The organism is Streptomyces sp. URMC 127, from assembly GCF_051386535.1.
Lineage (GTDB): Bacteria > Actinomycetota > Actinomycetes > Streptomycetales > Streptomycetaceae > Streptomyces.
In genome coordinates this window covers 1-3980 of the sequence record NZ_JBPQTW010000353.1, presented here as the reverse complement: position 1 = coordinate 3980, position 3980 = coordinate 1, and the positions used below count along the sequence as shown (strand labels likewise).

The window sequence follows — 3980 nt, the reverse complement described above, 5'->3', positions numbered from 1 at the left end:
GGGCCCGGCAAGGGCCGGGGGCGGCGGCGCCCGGCGGCTGCGGCTCCGGAGCGCTCGGAACGTGAGGCGGGTTCGGCACCGCCGGTCACGTAGCGGTTGGCTGAGCGCCGTTACGGCGGGGGCGCTGCCCCGGCCCCGCCCTTTCACCGTTTCTCGGTGGGCGAGCCCCCCGAACCCCCGGGCGGCCGGGGCTCGCCCTCGGTTTCGGGATGGCGCCCGCCGGCCGGTTGCACGGGCAGGGAGCCGTCCCCGCCGCGGTGACCGGCGGTGCCCCACGGGCGGGAGAGACCGCGTACGGACGGCGCACTCGGCAGCGCGAGCTAAGGCCGCATCGGCGGCGATGCGTTCGAGAAAACCGGTCCGGCCGGTGACAACGAGGCAGGGCATGCGAAAGGCTCCGTGCATACGGGACGGTGCCTTCACACCGGAGGCGGCAGCCGCGGCGAGCGCGACGCATCCGGCCGCGCCCCTCAGCACGGCCGAACTCCGAGGCTATTCCGGTGCCTTGGCCAACTGTCAAGCCTGTCCACCGACAGGTCCACATCCTGGACGAGCCGTCTCAGGGCGGTTGACGGGGAAACGGATGGCTGTTCCACTTGGCCCATGCACCCAGGGCAACGGCTCGTCACCCGGAACCACATCGACTTCGGTCGGGTGTGGTCCGCGTCGTGTCCCGGCTTCCGTACGCCCCTTCCGGGCGACTCCTGCTGTCAGGGCTGACCGCGCCGACCGCGAAGCCCTTCCCCATCAGTCAGGCCTTCACATCAGCGGCAGATGCGCCGCACCCTCCCCTCGTACACCCTGCACAGCTGCACAGCTGCACAGCCGCACACATGCACACCTGCACACCACACCCGCCCGCACTCAACAACCGCAGTCACAACCGCCGCAGTCGCAGCACTCACAGCTCTCGCAACAGTCGCAGCAGTTGCAGCAATCGCCACAGCCGCTGCAATCGCAGTTGTCACAGTCGCACTTGTGGCACCAGCCTTCCCGCCGCGTCCCGTCCCACGGGTCGAAGTACGGGTCCCGGCAGCAGACCTGGCACGTACAGAAAAGCGTGGCCCACACCGCACAGCCGGCTATGAGCCCGCGCTGCCGGCCGCGCCGCGGCGGCTCGGGCGGCGCGCCGGGAGGCGTCTGTCCCGGCGGCATCTGATCCGGCGGCATGACAGGCGGCGACCCGAACGCGCCCTGCGGCGAACCGTCCTGGCCACCACCGGCAGTCGCAAGCCCCGCACCCCCGGAGTGTCCGGCATGCCCGTTATGACTACCATGCCCGGTATGCCCGCAACTCGCCGTACCGAAGGCCCGGTCGACGGCGCGCTCCAGCTCATGCGCGAGCAGCACGTGCGCCAGCCTGCTCTGGCTCTTGCTCGCGAAGTCGACCTCGCGCAGCGCGAGACGGACGCCGTGCACCGCGTCGTCGCACAGCCTGCGCACCTCGGCGAGGCCGGTGCCCGTCGCCGCGACGGGGTTCCACGCGCCGCTCTGCGCGTCCTCCGCCAGGTCCTCGACCGCGTCGAGCAGGTGGGCCAGGCGCCCGAAGAGCCGGCCCGCCTCCTCCAACGGCGCCTTGTTTTCCGGCCGTCCGGCAAGGACGGCGGTATAGCCGAAGGCCGCGGCGGTGGCCGTCTCGGTGGGCTCGGTCACCGTCAGCAGTGACGTTCCCGCGCCGGCCAGCGCCTCGATGCCGGCCTGCCGTTCGACCGCGTCGACCAGCACCGCCGTGTCGAACCCGAGGTCGGCTCCCGTACGGGCACCCGCCCGGTCCCACTTCGCGGCCACGCGGCGCGCCGCCGCGGCGACCGGGCGGCGCGCCAACACGCCGTCGCCGTCGGCGACATGGTCGCGCATCTTCGCCGACGCCAGCACCAGCGAGACCGAGGCGGCGAGGCGCGCGCCCTCGCCCTTGGCCACGGAAGCGGTGCGCATGCCGCGCAGCGGGCACGGGCCCGCCGTGCGGCGCCAGGAGTTGGCGCCCTCGTCCGCCGGAGACTGGGCCTCCACCAGGACCGAGATGACCAGACCGTCGTAGTTGGTTGCCGCGCGCGCGAACTGTCCGTGATCGCCGCGCAGCGCGAGGCACAGTCCGCACAGATGCGCCATCCATTCCGTGCGCATGGCTTCTGACAACCGGTGCCGGCATGGCCTTATGATCCCGAACAAAACCCAGCCCCCGTGTGTGGTGTGAATGGACCCGGGCATCCTAATCACCTGACCACCCGACCCGACCGGGGCCCGCACCACGCCCCCGAACTGCCCGCCGTAACCGCATATGCCCAGGTCCAGGGTGCAAGAAGGGGCCTGCGGGGTTTCTGACGCACCGCCACCCGGTTTGCACCAGATGCGTCACGAAATGCTCGTCCGGCGGCCATCCACTTGGCACACCATCCGCATCATGGACGACGATAGGGATGCGGACGGAACACACCGCGTGTGAGAGGAGGCGTTCATGGGATCGGTGCGCAAGGCGAGTGCCTGGCTCGGCCTCGTCGACGACAGCGATGACGAGCGCTACTACGACGACGACTACGCCGAGGGACCCGAGCCCGGCGACGCCTGGGTCACCAACCCGAAGGTGCGCGTGGCGGACGAGGCCGCGCAGGAGCAGGGCACGCGCATCGCCACCGTCACCCCGGACGGCTTCCGCGACGCCCGGGGCATCGGCGAGCTCTTCCGCGAGGGCGTGCCCGTGATCGTCAACCTCACGGGCATGGAGCCCAACGACGCCAAGCGCGTCGTGGACTTCGCGGCCGGGCTGACGTTCGGGCTGCGCGGCTCCATCGAGCGCGTGGCCAACCGGGTCTTCCTGCTGACCCCCGCCGACTACAAGGTGGTCAGCGGGGAGCCGGTGGGCCGGGCGAACGGCGGCTTCTACAACCAGAGCTGAGGACGGTGCGCGGGAGCGCGGCGCGAGCCGCGCGCGGGCGGGGGCTTACCGGAACGCGTCGAGACCGGTGAGCGCCTTGCCCAGCACCAGCTGGTGCATCTCCACCGTGCCCTCGTACGTCAGCACGGACTCCAGGTTCGTGGCGTGCCGCATCACCGGGTACTCCAGCGAGATTCCGTTCGCGCCCAGGACCGTCCGCGCCGTCCTGCAGATCTCGATCGCCTCCCGCACGTTGTTGAGCTTGCCGAAGCTCACCTGTTCCGGCCGCAGCGTGCCCGCGTCCATCCGCCGCCCCAGGTGGTGGGCGAGCAGGATCCCCTTGTGCAGCTCCACCGCCATGTCGGCCAGCTTGGCCTGGGTGAGCTGGAAGGCGCCGATGGGCTTCCCGAACTGCTCGCGGGTGCGCGCGTAGTCGAGCGCGGTCTCGAAGCTCGTGCGCGCCGCGCCCATCGAGCCCCAGACGATGCCGTAGCGCGCGTGGCTCAGGCAGCTCAGCGGGCCGCGCAGCCCGGTGACCTCCGGCAGCACGGCGTCGGCGGGCAGCCGCACCTCGTCCAGGACCAGCTCGCTGGTGACCGAGGCGCGCAGCGACCACTTGTGCCGGATCTCCGGCGCGGACACGCCGGGCCGGTCGGTGGGCACGACGAAGCCCCGGATGCCGCCGTCGGTCTGCGCCCAGACCACGGCGACGCCGGCGACCGAGCCGTTGGTGATCCACATCTTGCGGCCGGTCAGCACCCAGTCGCCGCCGGCGTCGCGCTTGGCGTACGTGCGCATGCCCGCGGGGTCCGAGCCGTGGTCGGGCTCGGTCAGGCCGAAGCAGCCGATGGTCTCGCCCGCGGCCATCGCCGGCAGCCACCGCTGCTTGTGCTCCTCGGACCCGAAGCGGTGGATCGCGTACATCGCGAGGGAGCCCTGCACGGAGACCAGGGAGCGGATGCCGGAGTCGGCGGCCTCCAGCTCCAGGCAGGCCAGGCCGTACTGCACGGCGCTCGCGCCCGCGCAGCCGTAGCCGTCGAGCTGCATGCCGAGGGCGCCAATCGCGCCGAGCTCGCGGGCCAGCTCGCGGACGACGGGGAGTTCGCCG

General features: G+C 72.0%; 3 protein-coding genes. 1 reads left to right on the top strand and 2 read right to left on the bottom strand.

Going from position 1 to position 3980, the window contains the following annotated elements; all coding sequences use genetic code 11:
* Positions 1-864 precede the first annotated feature (864 nt).
* On the bottom strand, positions 865-2169 hold the full coding sequence (locus ACSNOH_RS33755; protein ID WP_436725263.1) for a DUF5685 family protein: 1305 nt from the start codon (positions 2167-2169) through the stop codon (positions 865-867).
* Between the two features lie 286 nt (positions 2170-2455).
* Between ACSNOH_RS33755 and ACSNOH_RS33750 the strand changes: the two genes are divergently transcribed.
* Positions 2456-2893, top strand: a complete 438-nt coding sequence (locus ACSNOH_RS33750; RefSeq protein WP_030369536.1) for a cell division protein SepF — start codon at positions 2456-2458, stop codon at positions 2891-2893.
* A gap of 45 nt (positions 2894-2938) precedes the next feature.
* On the opposite strand, the gene ACSNOH_RS33745 is transcribed toward ACSNOH_RS33750, so the two are convergent.
* Positions 2939-3980 (bottom strand): acyl-CoA dehydrogenase family protein (locus ACSNOH_RS33745; RefSeq protein ID WP_436725262.1); only part of this gene is annotated, 1042 nt, incomplete at its 5' end.